Source organism: Streptomyces sp. NPDC046261, assembly GCF_040646235.1.
Lineage (GTDB): Bacteria > Actinomycetota > Actinomycetes > Streptomycetales > Streptomycetaceae > Streptomyces.
Map to the genome: position 1 here is coordinate 108,151 of NZ_JBEYZU010000010.1, position 20,112 is coordinate 128,262.

Genomic DNA, 20,112 nt, shown 5'->3' on the forward strand with positions numbered 1-20,112 from the left:
GCTCAGCGGGCGGGCGGTACCGCCACCACCATGGTCATCTCGACGGGCTCGGAGCCGTCGTTGCGGTAGGTGTGCGGCACGTTCGCCTCGAAGGTCGCCGAGGTGCCGGCGGGGACGGTGTGCTCCTCGCCGTCGACGACGAGCGTGAGCTCGCCGGCCGTCACCCGCAGCAGCTCGATGGTGCCGGGCGGGTGCGCGTCCGAGACGCTGCTGTCACCGGGCACGATCCGCCACTCCCACAGTTCCAGCGGCCCGCGCGCCTCGGTCCCCACCAGCAGCGAGGTGTGGCTGCCGGCCTCGGTGGACCACATCCGCACCACCTGTTCCGGGGGTACGAGCCGGACGCGGTCGCCCTGCTCGTAGTCGAGGAGGGTGGTGATGCTGACGCCGAGGGCGTCGGCGAGCTTGACCGTGGTGCCGACGCTGGGGTTCGTACGGGCCTGCTCGATCTGGATGATCATGCCCCGGCTGACGCCCGAGCGTGCCGCGAGGGCGTCAAGGGTGAAGTTGCGCTCGCCGCGCCAGCGCTTGAGGTTGCGGGCGAGCGACTGCGTGAGCTGCTCGAGGTCCGTCACAGTCCGTCCAGTCAAATATATTAATGAATGAAGTTCAGCAGCATGCACTACGGTGTCATGGACGCCACCATTCACCACACTGTACTGCGAGGTCTCCCCCATGACACCGGTCTTCGCCCTGGCCACCAGCCTCATGTGGGGGCTGGCCGACTTCGGCGGCGGGCTGCTCACCCGGCGCATGCCCGCCCTGACCGTGGTCCTGCTCTCCCAGCTGCTGGCCGTGGGCGCGCTGGGCGCCATCGTGATCGCCACCGGCGGCTGGTCCGAGATCGGACCCCAGCTGTGGTTCGCGGTGGCCGCCGGCGTCGTGGGCCCGGCGGCGATGCTCGCCTTCTACAAGGCCCTGGCCCTCGGCCCCATGGGCGTCGTCTCCCCGCTGGGCGCGCTGGGCGGGGTGGCGGTGCCGCTGGGCGTGGGCCTGGTGCTGGGCGAACGCCCGGGGATCCTGCAGTTCGCGGGCATAGCGGTGGCGGTGGCGGGCGTGGTGCTGGCCAGCGGCCCGAGCAGGGGCGGCGCCCCCGTGCAGCGCCAGACCCTGATGCTGACGATGATCGCGGCGTTCGGCTTCGGCTCCGTAATGGCCCTGATCGCCGAGGCCTCGCACAACCTCACCGGGCTGTTCCTGGCGCTGTTCGTGCAGCGCGTGTGCAATGTGGCGGTGGGCGCGGGCGCGCTGTACGCCTCTGTGCGACGCGGCAACCCATGGCTGCCGGAGGAGGGCTGGAGCGGCATCCGCTCGGCGCTGCCCGCCCTCGCCTTCGTCGGGCTGGCCGACGTGGCCGCCAACGGCACGTACTCCATCGCCGCGAACAACGGCCCCGTGACGGTGGCGGCCGTCCTCGCCTCGCTGTACCCGGTGGTCACCGCACTCGCCGCCCGCGGCGTCCTGCGCGAGAAACTCCAGACCATCCAGGCCGCGGGCGCGGGCCTGGCACTCGTCGGCACGGTCCTCCTGGCGACGGGCTGACGCACGGCCCCTCAACAGCCCGGCGAAGGGCGCGCGGCACTTCTCAGTGACCTTGGCCGGGTGCCGCCGCACACGGCTTCGGCCAGGAGCGGTAAGTCCGGCTCCGGCCAACTTCAGCCGGTTTCTCTACGGGCCCGCGTCCCCGCCTTCTGTACGCGCCGGGGCGCACAGCGGCCTGTCCCGTGATCGACTCCCGGCAGGTGAGGGGGCGTCAGCGGTATGTGGTGTGGGCAGGGTGATCCGATCGGGCTCGCTCGTTGGCGCTATCGACCGTGGACGGGGTCGGGCCACCGGTATGGACTCGTGCCGTCTGGCGAGGCAGACTTGAGTTCGGCGGGATCTCTGCGGCAGCCAGCCCGGACGTAACGTTCGGAGAGAAGCCGGTCTCGTCGTCTCGGTGGCCCGGATGCTGGTCGTCGACGACACCTCTCCCGGCCAGGAATCCCGGTCGGCATCCGATTCGTGTTCGGCACCGAACCGATCGACTCGGCACCACCAGCCCGCGAGCAAGCGAGATCATCGCCGCCTACTGGTTGGCTCGCCGGATCCGGCGCCAGCGCCCGCCATGCCGAATCTGTGCAACATCGCCTCGACACAGCGAACCGGAACCGTGAACTCCCACGCTGTCTACGTAAGGACACACGCGCCATGAACGACCCGACTCGTGTCACCGGCGGCCCCGAGCGTCAGCTGCTCGAATACATGCTCGACCATGCCCGGGCCGAGCTGATCGATACCGTGCGCGGCCTGTCGGAAACAGAGGCCCGCCGCCGTCTCGTTCCGTCCATGATGACGTCGATCGGACTGGTCAAACACGCCGCGTTCGCGGAAAGGAAGTGGTTCCAGCACATCTTGGGAGGTTTGCCGGAATCCGAATGCGACGGTGCGATGGTGGGCGAGGCCAGTTTCGTGGTCAGCGACCACGAAACGGTCGCCGACGTGATCGCCGAATTCGAGCGCGCCGGCAACCGCGCACGTACGATCGCTGCCGACATCGACCTCGACGCCACCCGAGGACACCCCACCTTCGGCAGCGTCAGCCTGCGATGGATCTACCTGCTCATGATCCAGGAATTCTCCCGCCACGCCGGCCACAGCGACATCCTGCGTGAGCAGACCACCACCACCCGCCGGACGTGAGCCAGACCACCAGACCCGCCGAGGCGACCCCACGACGGGCGCCGTTGAACGCACCGAACCGGCAGGAGGCCGGCGTCAGCCGGGCCACCATGAACCGCGCGACCGCAGCCCGCCGGTAGGGCGACATGCCCGACTGTTTCAGCGGAAGGTTCTTGTCATCGTGCCGGAACTCGTCCCGCACGCAGGCCAGCAGCTGGGCGCCGTACCTGGCCGGCACGCTGCTCTTGCCGTGGACGACGTGCGACTTGGCCGCGTACATGCTGCCGGCCTTCGCCAGGATGCTCCGGGCCTGGTTGTACTCGGCAGGAGGACCGCCGCCGCGTGCTGCGTGCCACATATCCGCCGTGGTCGCCGTGGCCCGCGCCATCACCCGCGCCCTGGCCGCCGATCACTGGTCTCGGGGCGTCACCTGGTGCACGAAGGAGGTCCTGGACTGTTTGGACGCACGTCTTCGGGACCAGCGCACCAGCGTTTCGTGGCTCCATTGCGTACCAAGTTAAGAGGGCGGATCACGACCGCCGTGTGGAGGTCCCTAGGCTGGCGCGATGGGCAACGTCTTCGGCAGCGGCGGCACGGGTGACGACCTGTACCTGTCCAACGGCGGGACGGCCGCCTTCCTCGACGTGCTGTGGCTGGCCGTCTCGGACCTCGCCCGCCGACCGTGGGACTTCCGGTTCGCCGCGCTCCTGGCCCTGCAGGACCAGACCGTCATGGGGCGCGGGGTCGTCGGATTCGACCTGAAGGACATCGACTGGGGCGGCACCCCGACCGAGCGGGCGCGAGCCAAGGACTTCGTGCTACGGGTGATCGACCTCGCACTGGAACGGCACCGCTGGGACGAGCTGAGCTACGAGCCGCCGTACGTGTCCGGCTACCTGCAGCGGTACCGGGCCGTGGTCGATGCCTTCACCCCGCCAGCGCACCCCGCCGACGAGGAGGTCTTCCCGGGCCCGGACATGGCCGTCACGGCCTCGTGCGTCCGCCACCGGGTCCTGGACGCCCTGCCGTACTGGGAGGGCTGCGTCTTCTGCACCGGGGGGATGATGCGGTCGCCCGCCGACCTGGCGGGAGAGGAGCCCACCGCCACGGCGCGGCAACCCGGTCACGATAGTCCGGCGGAATGACCGGGCACCGCCGGCCCGCGGTCGGCGCGCCCGCCCGAACACAGGCCGACAGGCCAGCCGACGGAGCAGGAGCTGGACATGCCCGGAAGCCGAGCGTGGGTTACTCCCAACCGCCCGGCAGCCAGAGACGCCGTTGCGCCGCCGGTCTCCACAAGTGGAACAAGCATGGCCGGCTCAGTTCCGGCGCGCTCGTAGTGGCAGCAGCGATCCGACTATGGCTCCGCTCGTGACCTGTAGGGCAGGACCTAGGCTTCCGCCGTGAACGACATCGCACATGGCATACGGATCAGACCAGGCAGCCTGGCCGACGCACCGGCCATTCTGGACATGCTCGACTCCGCGGTGGCCTGGATGAACGATCGCGGCAACACCGAGCAGTGGGGCACGACACCGTATTCGCAGAAGCCCGGCGCGGTGGAGCGGGTGGAGCGGTACACGACCGAGAACGCCCCATATATCGCGGAGTTGGCCGGAGTAGCCGTCGGAGCCCTGGTGTTGGGCTGTGGGCCCAGCCCGCAGATGCCGATCGCGCCGGCCGAGGAACCCGAGCGGTACACCCGGCTGCTGGTCTCCGACCGACGGCACGTCGGTCTGGGCATCGGGGCGGCGCTGCTGGCCCATGCCGCCGAGGAGACCCGACGGGCCGGCGTGGCGCTGCTGCGGGTCGACTGCTGGGCGGGCGGAGGGGGCGAACTGGTCGCGTTCTACGAGCGCAACGGTTTCACCCCCACCGACCGTTTTCTGTCCGAGGCATGGCCGGGACAGGTGCTCGCCCGGCGGATCGGCTGACGGCCGAGGCAGGCCGTCGGCAGGTCAGTGCGCGGGCTGGAGGTGAAAACACGATCGGAGAGCGCGGCGGGGTGGTAGGAGGACACGTACACCCCGTCGCGCTGCGGGACCAGCCCGTTGTCGAGCCAGAAGCGGCCGTCCGTGCCGTCGTCCAGCACCAGAACGGGCGAGTCCATTCCATTCGTCCTCCAGCCGACTGTCGATCTCCCAGCGGCCGGAGGTATCGGTGATCTTCCAGCACCGCTGCTGAGAGATCAGGCGGAAGCGCTGCTGGCCCTTGGTGTACTGCCCGCGGAACGTCGCGGGCCGCACCCGGACCAAGACCTCCCTCCCGAAAGGCCTCAGCCGCTCCACGGCCTCAGCCAAGAGCTGCCGAATCCCTGCCTCCTGCTCGCGTTCGCGCTCCACCCGCTGCCGGGCCGCGCTCGCGAAGGCATCAGCCCGGAGCGCGCTGCTCGTACCTCGTCATCAAGACCACCCAAAACCGGCAGCGTATCTGCGCGGACTGACACCGGGAACGAGGCGAGTTGACGGCACCAGAGCCCGACCGGTCAAGAGTGGGCGCCCGGCTCGTCCGCAGGACCGTCTGAGAGTGGACACCGTCCAGCGCAGGGCGCGGCACGCGGCCGTCGGTCCGTGGGCGGTCGTTGATCAACGGGCTGTCACCGTCATGCGCAGGGTACTGGGCCGTGGATGGACGCCGTTGATTTCGCGGACGGTTTCGCCGGGGGCCAGGCGTAGCTTCCAGCGGGGCAGCAGGGTAGTGATCGTGGTCAGCATCTGCGCCCAGGCGAAGTGTTCGCCGATGCACCGGTGGCGTCCCGCGCCGAAGGGAGTGAAGGCGCCGGCCGGCAGCGGCTTGGCGGCCCCCGGCAGCCACCGGTCCGGATCCAGGCGCAGCGGATCCGGGTAGAGGCGGGGATCGCGCTGGATGGTGTGCGGGCTGTAGCCGATCTCGGTTCCCGGCGGCAGTTCAACCGCGCCGAGCCGCAGGGGCGCGACGGTACGCCGCATGACCAGCAGCACACTGTGCATGCGCAGCGTCTCCTGTACCGCTCGCCAGGTGTATCCAGGCCGTCTCTCCAGTCTTGCGGCAGCGGGGCACTGGTCTCGGTCACCACCTGTCGCTCGACCTGTGGGTGACGGGCCAGGTCGTGGAAGAACCAGGCGAGGCCGGCCGCGGTGGTGCCCACCCCGGCGATGAAGATGCTGAAGGCTTCGTCGTGCACCTGCCGGGGGAACATCGGTTCGTCGCTCACCGGGGCACGGGCCGACAGCAGACGGCTGATCACGTCCTCGCCGCCGGGGTCGGCGAGTCGGCGGGTGATGATCTCGTCGATCGCCCGGTGGACGGCGCGGCTGGTGGCCGTCACACGCCGGTTGCAGGGCAGGGGGAAGCGCTCGAGGAAGGCGGGGCTTTGGTACTGGCGCATCAGGTTGTCCAACAGGACCGGCACGGCGCGACACATGGCGCGAACGGTGCCCTCGTCGGCGCTGCACCCGAACAGGGCGTCGGTGGTGTTGCGGACGACCAAGTCGGTCATGGCCTGCCGCACATCGACCACCTGTCCCGTTCGCCAGGAGGCGCTCAGGCGGGCGACGTTGCGTCGCATCACGGCGCTGTGGGCGGCGATGCCGCTGCGTCGCAGCGCCGGCTGCATCAGCCGGCGCTGTCGGCGGTGGAGGTCCCCTTCGGACCCCAGCAGCCCCTTGCCGACCAGTTTCCGGCCCCGCTCGAAGAGGATTCCGCGGGCGGTCCTGTCGGCGTCCGTGACGAGAACGGCGTGCAGGTACCGGGGCTCGTTGAGGATGTACATCGGGGTGGTGCCGATCTGGATGCGTACGATCTCGCCGAGTTCGCGGACGGCCTCCAGGAAGGCGAAGGGCCGGTTGACCAGGGGGATGGCGTGGCCCAGCAGGGGAAGCCGCCCGGGCGCGACGGGCAGGTCGCGTTCGGCGGCGGACTTCAACGGCTGCGAGGCGTGAGCGTCAGCCCGACGCGCCCGCGGGGCGGCAGAGCGATGGCCAGGCGGGGCGGGGATCCCCAGTCACGTTCACGTCGTAGCGGCTCAGTACCGTGGCCAGGACGAGCACCGACTCCATGACGAAGAACGCCTGCCCCACGCGCTGGTGGGCGCCGTCCCCGAAGGGCGGATAGGCCACAGCGTGGTGCCGGCCGGCACGGGCACACGGCCTACCACGTCGCCCTCCCGGGCCACTCGGGTAACGGCCCAGGCCATCGAGTACAGCCGCATTACCTCGGCCATCACCTGCTGGGTGAACACGAGCTTCCGTACGTACTCGGGTCTCGGCGGCCCGCCGGCCAGCACCCGGTCCGCCTCCTCTGACCCCGGCCGCGACGGCCGGGGGGCCGGGCCGGCACCCGGTAGCCCCCAACCCTGGGATCCATCGCCGAACTCCTCTCCCAGCCATCCTGCCGAACTCGCCTGACCAATGTGGCGGAACAGGCGGCTTGTCGCGCCGCTTTTGACCCCTTGCTGGACACCTACCTCCCGCCCCACGTGCCGGCGACGGCGCGAAAGGTGGCCGACGTCCTCGACGTGCCGCAGCCCGCTCCCGCGTGACGTAGCGGCCGCGGCTTCGCTGAGGACGGCGCGACTCCATAGTCGGGTCCCCAGGACGCCGGCTAATCGCCTGGGGACCGCGCTCTGCCTGACTCGGGGTCAGATCTCTCCCAATTGCTGCGGCGGTGAGCCAGTCGGCGGCTTCAGCCTCGCCCCCTGCCGCCAGTCGCGCCCGGCCGGCGGCGCATGCACGGGCGCCCCGGAGGGCGCCCAGCGTTCAAATCCGGACCTTCAGCGAGATCCGTCCGAGCGCATCCCGCGATCGTCGGTGAGCACCGAAGCACTGGGCGAGGACCTGCGCCATCGGTGCCGCCCTCCAGGAGCAGCAACCCTATGGGCACGGGCCGACGCCGTTCGCATGGCGCCTCCCCCTGATTGCGGACCACGTCATAGCCCCGGCCCGTGGGCGCCTTCCACCGCTTTCGGCGGAAGGCGCCACCACTGGTTCGCTATTGGACCGTCAGTCGTGTTCAGTGCCGCTGCGGACGGCCGCCGCGGTCGATGCGCAGCTTGCTGGTCCGGACCGACTTGTCGACAGAGGTGCTGTTGTCGATTGCGGTGCTCTTGTCGACCGTGTTGCTGAGCTCGGCCTCAGTGCTCTGCCCGCAGTGGTTGTGGTTGGCCTGCTGGACGTTGGACAGGTCCGCGCTGCCGCCCTTGCCGCCGTTGGCCGTGGCCCCCTGGTGCTGCGCGCCGCTGCTCGCGCCGGAGCCGCCGCTGCCCGGGCCTCCGGTGCCGACGCCGCCCCTGCCGGGGCCGCCGGCGGCGGGACCGCTCGTACCAGAACCGCCCGGGGCCGAGCTGCCCTCGTCGCCGAAGACCGGACCACCGATGTTGCCGAAGCCGCCGCCGTTGTCGGCCGCCCCGGAACCGCCCCCGGCGTTACCGCTGGTGGCATTGCCACCAGCCCCGTTGCCACCGGTGCCGGCCCCGCCTGCGCCGTCACCGCCCACGCCGACACCCAGGAGATCCTGGGCCTGACGCACCACCGCGGTTCCGCCGGAGGCGTCGACCAGAGTGGCGTTGTACGGGTTGTTGCAGTAGATGGGCGCGTATCCCTCGCCCTGGCCCGCGGCCGAGGCGGTCCCGCATCCGACCCCGAGAGTGGTAACGGTCAACATGGCGGCGGCAGCGACCCTCTGAACGATGCTCACAGTCTTCCTCCCCATCGGCGCCGGTGCGCGTATGACCGGCGTACTTTCACGTCGAGTGAACTGTCGACCGTGTGAAAAGTGACGGGTTGAGGCGGGTTAAATACGGTGCGCCGCCTTTACGGTATTCACCTGATCTCGCGCACGCTCGCCGGGCCTATGCGTTGACGAGCCGCTGGGGATACGGGCACCCGCGCCGGCCAAGGGCACCCGGCGACGGACGGGCACCGCCTTCCACCGTCACCACCCAAGCCCCGGGACACCCAGGTTGAAGATCCACGGATCGGCGCATCCGAGCACCGCCCCTGCGGCAGCCCCTGCGGCAGTCCCTGTCAAAAGATGACAGCATCACCCTAACGGGTGGATCGTGCGAAAAGCGGCCCTATAACTCTAATTCCCCTGCTGTCATGAACAATGCACCTCCACGGCTCCCCTCCTGAGGGAAGGAAACCTCGTCATGCACGCACCGAGGAACGTGATCAGGACTGTCGTGACAGCCACAGCAGCGGTGCTGATGACGGTGGCCGCCATGGCCACCCCCACACAGGCCGCCGAAGGCACCTTCTTCTACACACGCGCCGACACCGGGCGCGAGACCTTCCTCGGCTCCACGCCCAACGGCCAATGCCTTGCGATCCCCGGCGGCGCAAGCATGGCCCACAACGACACCGACACCGATGCCCGCCTGTACACCAACAGCACCTGCACCTCGACCAGCAGGTTCCTCGGCTCCCGCCAGCAGTCAGGGGAGTACACCGCGCCCTACCCGACACACGTGATGTTCGGATAGCGGCAACACCAGCAACCACCACCCACCGCTGCGGCCCCGCAACCAGCACCGAGCTGCCGGAACCGGGGCCACGGCCAGGCTCAGCGGCTGGTGCGGTGGTGCGGGCGGCCGGGCCACGGGGTGGCTGCCGCTTGCAGCTGATTTTGCGAGCTGCCAGAGAGGCGAAGACGTCGTGAAATGAGGGGGGCGGGGTCAGCCCCCGTAGGTCAGGTGGGCCTGCCGGCCGACACCGGTACCGCCCGCGCCCGGGACGGGGACCAGTACGGGTGTGCCGTGCAGCTTCAGGTGGGTAGCGAGCATGTCAGCTCAGAGGTCACCATCACGCGGTGGATATCGCGCAACTCCCGCTCCAGGACGTCCTGCTGTCCCCCCTAACCGGCGACCAGGCACCGAACGCGGTGGTGCCGTGCGGCGGCACTGCGACGGTGATGCCATGCGGGGAGAGCGTGAGGACCTGGCCCGGCAGGACGCCGACGTCCGCCGTGCCCCCCCGGCGGACGTCGGGGCGCGCCAGCGGGTTCATCCCCCCGTCACAGCCAACGGCGGCATATACGGCACCAACCGCCGAAGGACCGGCCCGCCCACGGGCATCGGCCCCCAGGGCAGCGGAGGCGGTCACCGTGGCCGGAGCACGAAGCGCGTTCACAGTACGTGAGGGCGTGTCGGTTTCACGGCTGACGCACCTGGTCGCCTCACCGCTGCCGACCAGCTCCTGCACATCCTCGCCACCGCTCCACTCCGCCCCGCCCCCGGTGGCATCACAGCCCCGCAGCTCGGGCACAGGCCACCACCGTGTGCCCGCGCTGGCCGCGGCACCCGGCCGGGCGCAGTGGGTGTCGTCGCCCCGACGCGTCCCGGCTGGTGCCGACCGACCGCTCCGTGGCCGTCAGGCCCCAGTGGTGGACCCTGGACGGACGATCATCAGCACGGTGACAACTGCCCAGGAGAGGGCGAACAGCCCGGTGACCATCGACAGCCGGGGCAGCCGCGCGGCGGCCGAGCGCGCCGCTTCCTCGCTCCAGGGCTCGTCCAGCACGGCCATGACGGCCCCTTGGGTGTACACGGCGATGCCCAGCAGCACGGCGGCCACAGCGGTCAGGGCCATCGATGCCACGAGCCAGGCGTCGCCGAGCACGCCCATCTGCTTGGCGGTGGCCATGCCGAAGACCGGGACGCTGACGCCGAGGACGGCATAGACGCGGGTGACGCGGTGGAGCAGCCGGACGGCGGGCAGGGCCGGGCGCGGGCCGGCCTGGCCCTCGGCGGGGGCCAGGGCCTCCCCGGCGTAGCGGGGGAAGAGGCTGGCGGCGACGGTGGCCGGGCCTATCAGCAGTACGGCGGCCAGGACGTGCAGGCTGAGCAGGAGCTTTGTCATGGGACCGCGACCCTTCGAGTTTCAGTCTGACTTAAACTCGTCGGACGTTACCATCCCTCTGTGCCAGGGGAACGGCGAGCCCCACCGGTACGGGACACACCAGAACGCCGGACACACGAGAAGCAGGAGCAGGTGGCACGGCCTTGGCGGCAGACGACCCCGCAGACGCCTCCCGCGAACGTTCCCGGCAGCCCGCCGCGCCTCCCTCGTTGCCCTTCGCACTGCTGCTCGTCGGCGCGGGGCGCATGGTCCAGGAGGAGGTGAACCACCGCCTCGAGGACCAGGGCCACTCGCTGCGACTCATGGGGGCCCTGGGGCATCTGGCGCACGAACCCGGTCTGTCCTACAGCGAGCTGGGTCGCCGCGCCGGCGTCACGGCCCAGAGCATGCAGGCCACCGTGCTCCGCCTCGAGCAGGCGGGTGCCGTCGCCCGGACGACGCCGACCGGGCGCGGCCGGACCGCCGAGCTCCACGTCACCGAGGAGGGCCGGCGCATGCTGGAGGACATGCGGCACACACTGGCCGGGGTCGAGGAATCACTCCTGGACGGTCTCTCGGCCGCGGAGCGCGCCGCTCTGGGCGCGACTCTGGGCCGTCTTCTCGGCAACCTCGACCGCCTGCGGCACCCGACCCCGGACGCATCGGACGGCAACTCGGCGCGCGCTCGCCGATAGGGCGAGCAGGCCGGCCACCGCCCCGCGGCGCGGTTCAGGCAGTGGCCGGATGTGATGCTGCGCGGCGTGGCGCCGCCCTCAGAGAGAACGTGCCACCAGTGGCAGCCCTGGCGGCTGGATTGCGACCCGAGCGTCAACGTAGGCGCATATTTCACCCGGTCAGGTGACCTCTGGTGTGGGGTCGTCGAGACCGTCATGCTCATCCCCAGCGCAACACATGCCGGACAAGTCACCCTACTGCAAGGGGATTTCGCATGCGCACAAGATTCGCCACTGTCCTCCTCGCCCTCACCGTCGGACTCGGCGGCACCCTGGCTCCCGCCGCAGCCACCGCTCACCCGCACTCCGCACCGGCGTCCGTCGCGCGTGTCGTGAAGGCCCCCGGCTTCAACGCCAGCGGGACCTGGACCATGTACCAGAGCAACCTGATCAACGCCACGCTCACCGTGACCCAGGACGCTCAGGGGAACCTCACCGGCACCGCCAGGAAGGGATCCACGACGGGATCCGTGACGGGCACCATCGAGCAGGGTTTTGTGGACGGCAACTACATCTACTTCGTCATCCCCTGGACCGACGGCACCAGGGGCCGCTGCATCGGCTCCCTCGGGACCGACCGCCGCCTCAGCGGGGTGACGACCGACGTGGCCCATCCCACCAGCCAGGCCACCTGGTACACCACCCAGACGTTCTGAGCTCATGCGCCGCCGGCCTCGCTGAACCGAACCCCCACAGGCCGGCCGGTGGCGCTGCCGACCACCCAGGACTCGGAACTGACGCTCGACGACCCGTTCACTCCCCCGGGCCGGCGTCGTCGCGCTGCTCCCCCGCCGCCAGGGCCGGGAGCTGTGGCTGCTCGGGCGGGTCGCTCGGGGCGGGTAGGCGGGGTGTCGCCGGCCCGGTGTCGTCCCTGCCGGTGGCGAGGCCGAGCCTGAGGTGGATGATGCGGGCGACATCGGCGATGGTGCCGTCGCTGCGCAGCAGTTCCAGGGGAGGGATGTCGACGTCGTACTGCTGGCGAAGCGAGGTCAGGACCTCCGTGGCCATCAGGGAGTCGATGCCGTACGTGTCGATCCTGCGGTGGTGGTCGATCTGTTCCACCGGCAGTTGAACGACGTCGGCGAGCACTTTGGCGAGCGAATCGGCGATGTACTTCTCGGACTCCTCGGGCGTCATCCTGGACAGCCGGCCGAGAATCTCGCCCCGGCTCGGAACCTGCTCGGATCCCCGCACGGGCACCAGGACGGCGAAACGCGGCACCCCCACGCTCCGCAGAAGCCCCCGCAGAACCGCCCAGTTGTAGCGGCCGGTGCCGGCCACGTCCCGCTGCCCGGTGAGGAACTCTTCCATGACCTCGAACACCTCGTGGGGCAGTACCGGCTCGATGCCCACCTGGGCCATGGTGTCCTGCAGGTTGTTGCGGGCGACGTAGCCGGTCTCGCCGACCGCTCCCAGGGCGACGGCCGTGGCGGGCAGCCCTTCCTGGCGGCGTCGGCGGGCCAGCGCTTCCAGGTAGAGGTTGCCTGCCACGTAACTGGACTGGGTGATGTGTCCGATGGCGGCGACGGCGGAGGAGTAGGCCAGGAACAGGTCGAGGGGCCGGTCACGGGTCAGGGCGTCGAGCACCGTTCCGCCGGCCACCTTGGGCGCGAGGCCGGCCCTGAACCGCTCGTCGGAGAGCGTGGCCAGGAAGGCGTCGTCCAGGTGCATGGCCGAGTGGACGACGCCGCGCAACGGCTGTCCGTCGGCCTCCGCTTCCGCGATCACGCGCCGCATCGTGTCGGTGTCGCACACATCCGCGGCATACGCCCTTGCCCGCACCCCCTGAGCCGCCAGGTCCGCCAGCAGCCCGGGGGCCTCGGGCGACTCGGCGCCCCGGCGGCCGGTCAGGGCGAGGTGGCGGGCGCCGCGCTCCGCGAGCCAGCGGGCGGTCGCCGCACCGAAGCCGCTGAGGCCACCCGTCACCAGGTAGGTGCCGTGGGGGGTGAAGCGTGGGGGCCGTACGGCGCGTTCGACCGCCGGCGGCTCGTCGAGCGGGTCGAAGCCCACCACGATCTTGCCGATGTGGCGCGAGTGCTGCATCGTCCGGAACGCCTCGGCGATCCGCGCGGCGGGATACACACTGTGCAGCAGCGGCCGGTAGCGGCCGCACCGGACGAGCGAGACGACCTCGGCGAACTGCTGCTTGGCCAGCTCGGGTTCGTCGAGGAGCTGGGCGAGGTCGACGGCGAAGAACGCGATGCTCTTGGCGAACGGGCGCAGCCGCAGCGGCTTGTCCTCAAAGATGTCCCGTTTGCCCAGTTCGACGAAGCGGCCGCCGGGCCGGAGGGCTTCGAGGCCGCGGGAGATGGCCTCGCCTGCCAGGGAGTTCAGGACGACGTCGACCCCGCGGCCGCCGGTGATCTCGCGGATGTCCTCGGCGAAGCGTACGGAGCGCGAGTCGAGGACGTGCTCGACTCCCATGGCGTGCAGGAGCTCGCGCTTGACCGGGCTGCCGACCGTAGCGATGACGTGCGCGCCGCGGCGGCGGGCGAACTGGAGCGCGGCGAGCCCGACGCCGCCCGCCGCGCCGTGTACCAGCACGGTCTCGCCCTGCCTGAGCCTGGCCAGGTATCCGAGCGCGTGGTGGACGGTGAGGAAGGCGACGGGGAGGGTGGCGGCCTCGGTGAAGGTCATTCCGGCCGGCATCCGGCCGACGGCGTCCGCGGTGGTGGCGACGTGCGAGGCGAAGGTGTCCGGTCCGAGGCCGAAGACCCGGTCGCCGACGGCCACCGAGGTGACGCCCGGCCCGACGGCCTCGACGACACCGGCGCATTCGAGGCCGGGGCCGGGCTCCCGGTCCAGCCGCTGCGCCCACTCGACGGGCGGCAGCACGCCGAGGGAGTGCATCAGGTCCCGGTAGTTCAGGGCCGCCGCGCGCACGGCGATGACGACGCGCCCGGGCCCCGGCTCGGCCGGGGGGCCGGTTTCCTTCCAGACGAGCCGGTAAGTCAGGCCCGGCTCGCGCACCTCCAGGGCGAAGGCGGGCACGCGGTGCCCTTCGGTGGTGCCCTGGGGGTTGTCGCTCACGTCGACCATCCGGGGAACGAAGCGTCCCTGGGTGGTGAGGGCGATCTCGTCCTCGTCGGAAGGGGTGAGCAGTTCCCGGGCGAGGCGGCGGCCGTCCCGGGCCGGGTCGTCGGGGGTGCGGTCCAGGGAGATGCGGCGCACCATCATGCGGGGGTGCTCGTTGGCCAGGGTACGGGCGACGCCCCAGGCGACCGCGTCGGCGGGGGCCAGGGCGCGTTCGGGAGCGGGCAGGGCTCCGCTGGGGCGGGTCACCAGCCACAGGGCCGGCCGGACTCCTTCCGGCAGCTCGTCGCATGCGGCGGCGAGCGATCGCAGCACGGCCGCGCGGCGGGTGGAGAAGTCGAGCAGGTCCTGGGGGGACCCCTCGTGGCCCTCGTCACCGTCGAGGAGGAGGACGAAGGACACCGCGTCGGTGTCCGCCGGGACGAGCCGTACCCACTCCTGGCAGGCGTCGGTGGCGGCCGGGGGGCGCACCACGCGTCCGCCGGCGCCCACCAGCGCCCGGGCCACCGCGTCCGGTAGGCCCGGCTCTTCTTCCGGCTCGCCGGCTCGCTCCGCGGCGACGATCCACACGGTCGTGTCGTCCGTGGTGGGCAGAGGATCAGGGGCGGCGGAGGTGCGCGGGGCTGCGGCCAGCAGGACGGACCCGTGGGCGTCGCGGATGCCGCGTCCGTCGCCGGTGCGGATGACGTCGGTGAAACCGCATTCGCGCAACAGCCGCGGCCACCGCGCGGCCGGCAGCAGCAGGACCTCGGGCCGCAGGTCGCGGTCCGTGTGACTCCAGAAGCTCTCCAGGGCGCCGAAGAACAGTGCGATGTCCTCGGCGTCGTGCTGCTCGATCACCAGAAGGTGTCCGCCGGGGGCCAGTAGGCGCTTGACCCAGGTGAGGGAACGGCGGAGGTCCTTGGCCGTGTGGAGGGCGTTCGAGGCGACGACCAGGTCGAAGCCGCCATCGGTGAGACCCTGGTCCGCGGGGTCGGCGTCCAGGTCGTAGGTGCGGTAGTCGACGAAGTCGTGGGCGCTGAACCGCCTCTCGGCCCTGCTGAGCAGGATCGCCGAGACGTCGGTGAAGACGTAGCGGGTTCGGTCCGGTGGCAGCAGTGGCAGCAGGGCGGCCGTGGTGCCACCGGTGCCGGCGCCGACCTCCAGCACACGCAGCGGCCGGTCTGCGGGCCAGTGGCGGATCATCGGCGTCAGGAGGGCCTGTGCCAGGCGGTTGTGGAAGCGGTACCAGGGAGCGATGTCGAACAACTGCTCAACCAGTTCCGCGCCGCCCTCGGTGAGGAACTCCAGCGGGTCCTTCGTGCCGCGCATCACCCCGCCCAAGCTCCGCGCATGGCTCATCGACAGGGCGATCTCGGCCGGGTAGGCGGGGAAGTCGCGTACCAGCCGCTGTGCGGCCTGCCACGCCGTGGACTCGTGGACGGTCAGTCGCCACCTGCCGTCCTCCTCGCGTCCGGCGAGACCCCGCCGTTCGAGGAGGCTCAGCAGGTACGCCCCCAGCCGGTGGAGGTGCCGGGCGACGTCCGGGCCCAGGACTTCGTCCGGGGTGAAGGACGCGGAGGGGTCGGGCAGCACTTCGGCGATGCCCTCGGCGAGGCCGAGCGCCACGACGTGCTTGTGGCGCAGCCGTCCCTGGTGGTAGCGGAGCGTGCGCCAGTCGGCGCGCAGTTCGTCGATGCGCGGCTGTGCGGCGGTCAGGATCTGTGACGGCGGGGGCAGGGGGGAGGGAGGGGCGGGCAGGTGCGGGTGCGGTCGGGCCCGCATGACCGTCGCGTAGCGGGTCAGCGGGGTCGTCCTCAAGCTGTCGAATCGTCGCAGGCGGCAGCCTTCCACCTCGGCCATGACGGTGCCGTCCTCGCCGGTGACGGTGATGTCCCAGCAGATCTCCGTCGCCGTGCGGGAGCGCTCGCGCACGTGGAACAGTCCTTGTGGGGGTGGTGTCTGCCAGACGCGGACCGCGTCGATCGCGCCGGGCAGGCAGGCGCGTCGACGCCGAAGGTCGCCGGTCAGGAACGGCAGCCCGCTCTGCAGGGCTCCGTCGAGAAGGACCGGGTGAATCTCGTAGTCGTCGCACGGGGCGCCGTGCCGGTAGGCCGCGAGGGCTTCACCGTCCCCGACATGCAGGAGGCCGCGCAGGATCCGGAAGTTCGGTCCGTACTCGAGCCCGGCGATCGCGACGGTCGCGTAGAGCTCCTCCGGGTCCACCCGCCCGCCGCATCGTGCGCGTACCGCGGCGACGTCGACCGGGGCGGGCCGCGGTCGCAGCAGCCGGCGCACACGGCCGCGGGCGTGATGCACCGGTTCTCCCGCGCGTCCGGTGACGCTGGTGACGGTGACCGCGCCGTCGTCGGGGGAAAGGTTGAGGAAAAGGCTGATGCTGCTCGGGTTCTGCCAGGGGACGGGCAGCATCCTGGTGATCTCCAGGTGCTCGAGCTCCGCCCGGCCACCCAGCACCTTCCGCCCCGCGGCCAGGGCCATCTCCGCGTAGCCCGTCGCGGGCAGCACTGCCGTCCCGCCGAGCCGGTGATCGCCCAGCCAGGGCACCAGAACGGGTTCGACGGGGCCGCGCCACGTCGGTTCGTACAGCGGAAGCCGGTCGCCGAGGAGCGGGTGGTCGACGCCGTCGTCCCGGAAAGTGCCCGACCAGGCACCGGGCGAGCCGTTCCAGTGCCGTTGCCTCTGCCACGGGTAGGCGGGCAGGTCGGTGACGCGCCCGGGGGCAGGGAAGTGGACGCTCCAGTCGAGGCTGGAGCCGGCCGCGATGAGTGCGGCCACAGCGGTGGCCAGGGCCGCCGGTCCCTCGCTTTCCTTGACGAGCGTGGGCACGACGGCTACGGGCGAGGTGCGCTTGTGCGTCAGCCTGCGCAGGTAGGGCCGCAGGATCGGGTGCGGGCCGATGTCGACGAACACGTCGTGCCCCAGCCCCAGGAGATGCTGCACCGCCTGGGCGAACAACACGGGTTCGCGTACGTTGCGCCACCAGTAGGCAGCGTCCAGCTCGGTGCCCTCGACGACGGCGGCGGTGACGGTGGAGACCATGGGGATGCGGGCAGGGAGGGGCCGCAATCCTTCGAGTGCGGCCTTCAGCGGCTGCTCGACGGGGTCCATGGCCGGGCTGTGGAAGGCGTGATCGACGTCGAGAAGAGTGCAGGTGACACCCTGTTTGGCCAGGTCTGCGGTGAGGGCGCCGAGTTGGCCGACGGGGCCGGAGACGGTGACGTCGCGGTCGGTGTTCACGCAGGCGACGCCGAGGGCGGGGTGGGCGGCGACAGCAGCCTCGGCACGCTCCCGCGGCAGGCAGACGGCGGCCATGCCTCCCGTACCGGCGGTTGCCGCCTGGGCGCGGCCCCGGGCCGCGATCACGCGGGCCGCGTCCGCCAGGGTGAGGGCACCCGCCACGTACGCCGCGGCCACCTCGCCGACGCTGTGCCCCACCACCGCTGCCGGTTCGATGCCCTGGCGTTTGAGGACCTCCACGATCGCGACCTGCACGGCGAACAGCAGCGGCTGGGTGACGTCCGTGGCGGCCGTGCGGACGTCGACGGCGGGGTCGGCCAGGGCCCGGGCCACCGACCAGCCTGTCCAGGGGGACAACTGGGCGTCGACCGCCTCGATGGTTTCCCGGAAGACGGGGTCCCCGGCGAGCAGGTCCGCACCCATGCCGGCCCACTGGGCGCCGTTGCCGCAGAACGCGAAGACGACGCGGCCGCGGGCGACGGCCTCTGCGACGGCTGCGTGGCCGGCCGTCCCCGGCTCGTGAGCTGCGTCCGTCTGCGGGGTGCCCCGTGTCGCTAGAACCGCCTCCGTCTGGTGAATCACGTCGGCCTGTTCCACCACATGGGGCTCTTGAAGTGCACCGGCTTCCCGAACGGCACTGGCCTCGTGAGGCGCGTCAGCGGTGTCAGCTTCTCGAGCCGTGTCCGTCTCTTGAGCGGCGCCGGCTTCTTTGGGCTTCGTCAGCCGTCCGGCAAGCTGTGTGAGGTGCTCGGCGACCTGTGCGGGGCTGGTGGCGAGCACGACGGCACGGTGCGGGTGCGCGCCGCGCCGCAGGCAGGTGGTGTACGCGAGGTCGTACAACTCCTCCGGTTCCGCTCGCGCCATCCGGTCGGCCGTCCGGCGGGCCGCCTCGGCGAGCGCGTCCCGGGTGCGCGCCGAGACCAGCACCGGCAGGGCCACGCCGGCCGGCGGCACCACGCGACGGGCGGGGGCCGGCGGCGCGGCGACGATCGCATGCGCGTTGGCGCCGCCGAAGCCGAAGGAGTTGACCCCCACCACACTCCGTTGGCCGATCTCCGCGTCGCGGCGCTCGAGCACCGGCGACAGGCGCAGGGCGCGGAAGTCGACGTGCGGGTTGGGTGGAGTGGCGTACAGGGTCGGTGGGATGACCCCATGACGCAGGACGAGCAGCGCCTTCAGCAGCCCGGCAACACCGGAGGCGGGCTCCAGGTGTCCGAGGTTGGACTTGACCGAGCCGATCGGCAGTTCTCCGCGGGTGCGTCGGGCGCCCAGGGCACGGCCGATGGCCTCGCACTCGATGGGATCCCCGGCGGGGGTCCCCGTGCCGTGCGCCTCCACGTAGGCGACGTCGTCGGGGGCGATCCCGGCCCGGTCGTACAACTGCCGCAGCAGGCTCTCCTGGCTCTCCATCCGGGGCAGGGCCAGCCCGGGTGTCCGTCCGTCGCTGTTGGAGCCGCTGTCCACGATGACGCCGCGGACCCGATCGCCATCGGCCAGCGCCTCGGCGAGCCGTTTCAGCAGGACCACCCCGCCGCCCTCGGCCCGCACGTACCCGTCGGCGCGGGCCGAGAACGACCGGCACCGGCCGCTCGGGGAAAGCATCGACGCCTGCGAGAACCCGACGTAGTGGTAGGGGCTCAACAGCAGGTTCACCCCGCCGACCAGCGCGGTGCGGCAGGCTCCGGCGAGCAGGCTCTGGCATGCCTGTACCAGTGCCACGAGCGAGGAGGAACAGGCGGTGTCGACGGCCACGCTCGTGCCGCGCAGGTCGAAGAAGTGGGAGAGGCGATTCGCGGCGATCGACGAGGCGGCACCGGACATGGTGTACGCGTTGACGCTCTCGGTCTGGAACAACTGCAACGCGCCGTAGGAGTGGTCGGATATGCCCACGAGGACGGCCGTGTCGGATCCCGCCAGCGACTGCGGGCAGATACCGGCGTCGTCGCACGCCTCGGCCGCCAGTTCCAGCAGCAAGCGGTGCTGGGGGTCCATCTGGGCGGCTTCCTTCGGGGAGATGCCGAAGTAGTCCGCGTCAAAACCGGCGATGTCGTCCAGGAAACCGCCCGCGTCCGTGTAGCTCTTTCCCGGGCGCGGCATGTCCGGATCCACGAAGCGCACGGTGTCGAAGCGGTCCCTGGGAACGGTGGTGACCAGGTCGCGACCCTCGTGCAGCGCCTGCCACAGCTCGTCGAGGTTGGTGATGCCTCCGGGCAGTCGGCAGGCGGTCCCCACCACCGCGATCAGCCGGTCGCACGGAACGGTGCCGGGTCCGTCAACGGACATGGGACATCAGCCCTTTCGTGCGGCGAGAGCCATGGGTCACACGGGTGCGGATGCGGATGCCGATATCACTGACCACCGACGCCGTAAGCAAAACAGATATAACTGCTTTCGCATGAACCTGTGAACGGATGACTTATTAACAGCTGATACTCCTTGATGCCCCTTGATATCCCTGCAGCACGCCCGTGCTGGTGGGTTCCAAGTGATTCGCGAGCGCCTGCTGAATGAGATTTCAGGCACGACTCATCACAGAGTGGATTCAGACGGCCAAGGCTCCGTAGCCTCCGACAAGCCGCCCACTCCCCTCGACTCCCAGCCGCCGCAATCACCGCTCAACGGCACCGGCGACA

General features: G+C 71.0%; 12 protein-coding genes and 1 pseudogene. 7 read left to right on the forward strand and 6 right to left on the reverse strand.

Features of this window, described 5'->3' with window-relative positions; translation table 11 throughout:
- Positions 1-2: 2 nt before the first annotated feature.
- Positions 3-575, reverse strand: a complete 573-nt coding sequence (locus ABZ956_RS19775; protein ID WP_361895157.1) for an XRE family transcriptional regulator — start codon at positions 573-575, stop codon at positions 3-5.
- Positions 576-675: 100 nt separating this feature from the next.
- On the opposite strand from ABZ956_RS19775, the gene ABZ956_RS19780 reads away from it, so the two are divergent.
- The 4 genes from ABZ956_RS19780 (at position 676) to ABZ956_RS19795 (ending at position 4,595) form a co-directional block, all read left to right on the forward strand.
- Positions 676-1,542: an EamA family transporter gene (locus ABZ956_RS19780; protein ID WP_361894960.1), complete on the forward strand. Its 867-nt coding sequence runs from the start codon at positions 676-678 to the stop codon at positions 1,540-1,542.
- 648 nt (positions 1,543-2,190) lie between these two features.
- Positions 2,191-2,682 carry a DinB family protein gene (locus ABZ956_RS19785; RefSeq protein WP_361894963.1) on the forward strand — a complete coding sequence of 164 codons (492 nt, stop codon included), beginning with the start codon at positions 2,191-2,193 and terminating at the stop codon, positions 2,680-2,682.
- A gap of 545 nt (positions 2,683-3,227) precedes the next feature.
- Complete coding sequence (locus ABZ956_RS19790; RefSeq protein ID WP_361894966.1) at positions 3,228-3,806, forward strand: hypothetical protein; 579 nt, start codon at positions 3,228-3,230, stop codon at positions 3,804-3,806.
- A gap of 258 nt (positions 3,807-4,064) precedes the next feature.
- Complete coding sequence (locus ABZ956_RS19795; RefSeq protein ID WP_361894968.1) at positions 4,065-4,595, forward strand: GNAT family N-acetyltransferase; 531 nt, start codon at positions 4,065-4,067, stop codon at positions 4,593-4,595.
- Positions 4,596-5,246: 651 nt separating this feature from the next.
- Here the strand turns inward: ABZ956_RS19795 and ABZ956_RS19800 are convergent.
- The 3 genes and pseudogenes from ABZ956_RS19800 to ABZ956_RS19810 all read right to left on the reverse strand — a co-directional run bounded on the left by ABZ956_RS19800 (position 5,247) and on the right by ABZ956_RS19810 (position 8,334).
- Positions 5,247-6,565: pseudogene (locus ABZ956_RS19800) on the reverse strand (cytochrome P450).
- A 19-nt stretch (positions 6,566-6,584) separates the two neighbouring features.
- On the reverse strand, positions 6,585-6,758 hold the full coding sequence (locus tag ABZ956_RS19805) for a hypothetical protein (protein WP_361894971.1): 174 nt from the start codon (positions 6,756-6,758) through the stop codon (positions 6,585-6,587).
- An 892-nt stretch (positions 6,759-7,650) separates the two neighbouring features.
- The gene (locus ABZ956_RS19810) at positions 7,651-8,334 is read right to left on the reverse strand and encodes a hypothetical protein (protein WP_361894974.1); all 684 of its coding nucleotides are present in this window, start codon (positions 8,332-8,334) and stop codon (positions 7,651-7,653) included.
- A 454-nt stretch (positions 8,335-8,788) separates the two neighbouring features.
- On the opposite strand from ABZ956_RS19810, the gene ABZ956_RS19815 reads away from it, so the two are divergent.
- Positions 8,789-9,121, forward strand: a complete 333-nt coding sequence (locus tag ABZ956_RS19815; protein ID WP_361894977.1) for a hypothetical protein — start codon at positions 8,789-8,791, stop codon at positions 9,119-9,121.
- Between the two features lie 886 nt (positions 9,122-10,007).
- Here the strand turns inward: ABZ956_RS19815 and ABZ956_RS19820 are convergent.
- Positions 10,008-10,496 carry a hypothetical protein gene (locus ABZ956_RS19820; protein ID WP_361894980.1) on the reverse strand — a complete coding sequence of 163 codons (489 nt, stop codon included), beginning with the start codon at positions 10,494-10,496 and terminating at the stop codon, positions 10,008-10,010.
- Between the two features lie 143 nt (positions 10,497-10,639).
- Here ABZ956_RS19820 and ABZ956_RS19825 point away from each other — a divergent pair, with 143 nt between their 5' ends.
- Together ABZ956_RS19825 and ABZ956_RS19830 are read left to right on the forward strand one after the other, a co-directional pair.
- Positions 10,640-11,170 carry a MarR family transcriptional regulator gene (locus tag ABZ956_RS19825; RefSeq protein ID WP_361894983.1) on the forward strand — a complete coding sequence of 177 codons (531 nt, stop codon included), beginning with the start codon at positions 10,640-10,642 and terminating at the stop codon, positions 11,168-11,170.
- A 254-nt stretch (positions 11,171-11,424) separates the two neighbouring features.
- The gene (locus ABZ956_RS19830) at positions 11,425-11,865 is read left to right on the forward strand and encodes a hypothetical protein (RefSeq protein ID WP_361894986.1); all 441 of its coding nucleotides are present in this window, start codon (positions 11,425-11,427) and stop codon (positions 11,863-11,865) included.
- Between the two features lie 97 nt (positions 11,866-11,962).
- On the opposite strand, the gene ABZ956_RS19835 is transcribed toward ABZ956_RS19830, so the two are convergent.
- Complete coding sequence (locus tag ABZ956_RS19835; protein WP_361894989.1) at positions 11,963-19,762, reverse strand: SDR family NAD(P)-dependent oxidoreductase; 7,800 nt, start codon at positions 19,760-19,762, stop codon at positions 11,963-11,965.
- Between the last annotated feature and the right edge of the window lie 350 nt (positions 19,763-20,112).